Genomic DNA, 1,325 nt, shown 5'->3' with positions numbered 1-1,325 from the left:
TGATCTCGTCGGCGGTTGCCAGCGACTATACCGGTGCCGAGCATCGCGGTCGCGACGACAGCTGATCCTGACGGACAACTGAACCACAAAACAAAGGCGCGCCAGCAGATGCTGACGCGCCTTTCTTCATGTTCAATGCCCCGCTTTCAGGCGGCGTCACGCAGCCCCAGGATCTGTCGCGCCTGCTGCCAGGTGGCGACGGGCCGGTCGTATTTCGCGCAAAGCTCGACCGCGCGTTCGACCAGCGCCGCGTTCGAGGGCGCNGCCAGATCGCGGGCGAGAAAACCCAAGGCAGCAAAGCCAATCGCGCGGCCTTCATCGCCAGCGAGAACGGCCGTGACGTGATCTCGTCGGCGGTTGCCAGCGACTATACCGGTGCCGAGCATCGCGGTCGCGACGACAGCTGATCCTGACGGACAACTGAACCACAAAACAAAGGCGCGCCAGCAGATGCTGACGCGCCTTTCTTCATCTTCAGTGCCCCGCTTTCAGGCGGCGTCACGCAGCCCCAGGATCTGTCGCGCCTGCTGCCAGGTGGCGACGGGCCGGTCGTATTTCGCGCAAAGCTCGACCGCGCGTTCGACCAGCGCCGCGTTCGAGGGCGCCAGCCGGTCGCGATCCAGCCGCACGTTATCCTCAAGCCCCGTGCGCGCATGGCCGCCCGAGGAAATCGCCCAGTCATTGATCGTCAGCTGGTGCGATCCAATCCCCGCCGCGCACCAGGGCGCATCCGCGCCGAACAGCCGCTTGACGGTGTGGATATAGAAATCGAACACCTCGCGATCGACCGGCATGGCGTTTTTCACCCCCATGACGAATTGCACATAGGGCCGGTCCTTGATCCGCCCATCGGCATGCATCTTCGCCGCCTGGAAGATATGGGACAGGTCAAAGGCCTCGATTTCCGGCTTTACCTCATGGGCGATCATCTCGCCGGCCAGCCAGTCGACCAGATCGGGCGGGTTCTCGTAAACCCGCGTCGGAAAGTTGTTCGACCCGACCGAGAGGCTGGCCATATCCGGCGACAAGGGCAGCATGCCGCCCCGCGCATTGCCCGCCCCGGACCGCCCGCCGGTCGACAGCTGCACGATCATGCCGGGGCAATGGCTTTCGATGCCCGCCTTCAGCGCGGCGAAACGGTCAGGGTCGCTGGTCGGCTGGCCCTGATCGTCGCGGACATGGCAATGGGCGATGGAGGCGCCGGCCTCGAAGGCGGCATGGGTCGATTCGATCTGTTCCGCAACGGTGATCGGGACCGCTGGGTTGTTCGACTTGGTCGGAAGGCTGCCCGTGATGGCAACACAGATAATGCAGGGCGTGGTCAT

Annotated in this window: 2 protein-coding genes; both read right to left on the bottom strand. The window is 64.4% G+C overall.

Annotated elements, in window-relative coordinates; translation table 11 throughout:
- Positions 1 to 146: 146 nt before the first annotated feature.
- A complete protein-coding gene (locus FNJ84_RS22620; RefSeq protein WP_370454616.1) occupies positions 147 to 386 on the bottom strand; it encodes a 3-keto-5-aminohexanoate cleavage protein in 240 nt (79 codons plus the stop codon).
- Between the two features lie 102 nt (positions 387 to 488).
- Positions 489 to 1,325 (bottom strand): 3-keto-5-aminohexanoate cleavage protein (locus FNJ84_RS21765; RefSeq protein ID WP_143795278.1); only part of this gene is annotated, 837 nt, incomplete at its 5' end.

It is taken from the genome of Paracoccus sp. M683 (assembly GCF_007096355.1).
In the GTDB taxonomy this organism is placed as follows: Bacteria; Pseudomonadota; Alphaproteobacteria; order Rhodobacterales; family Rhodobacteraceae; genus Paracoccus.
This window is presented reverse-complemented; position numbering and strand designations above follow the sequence as displayed.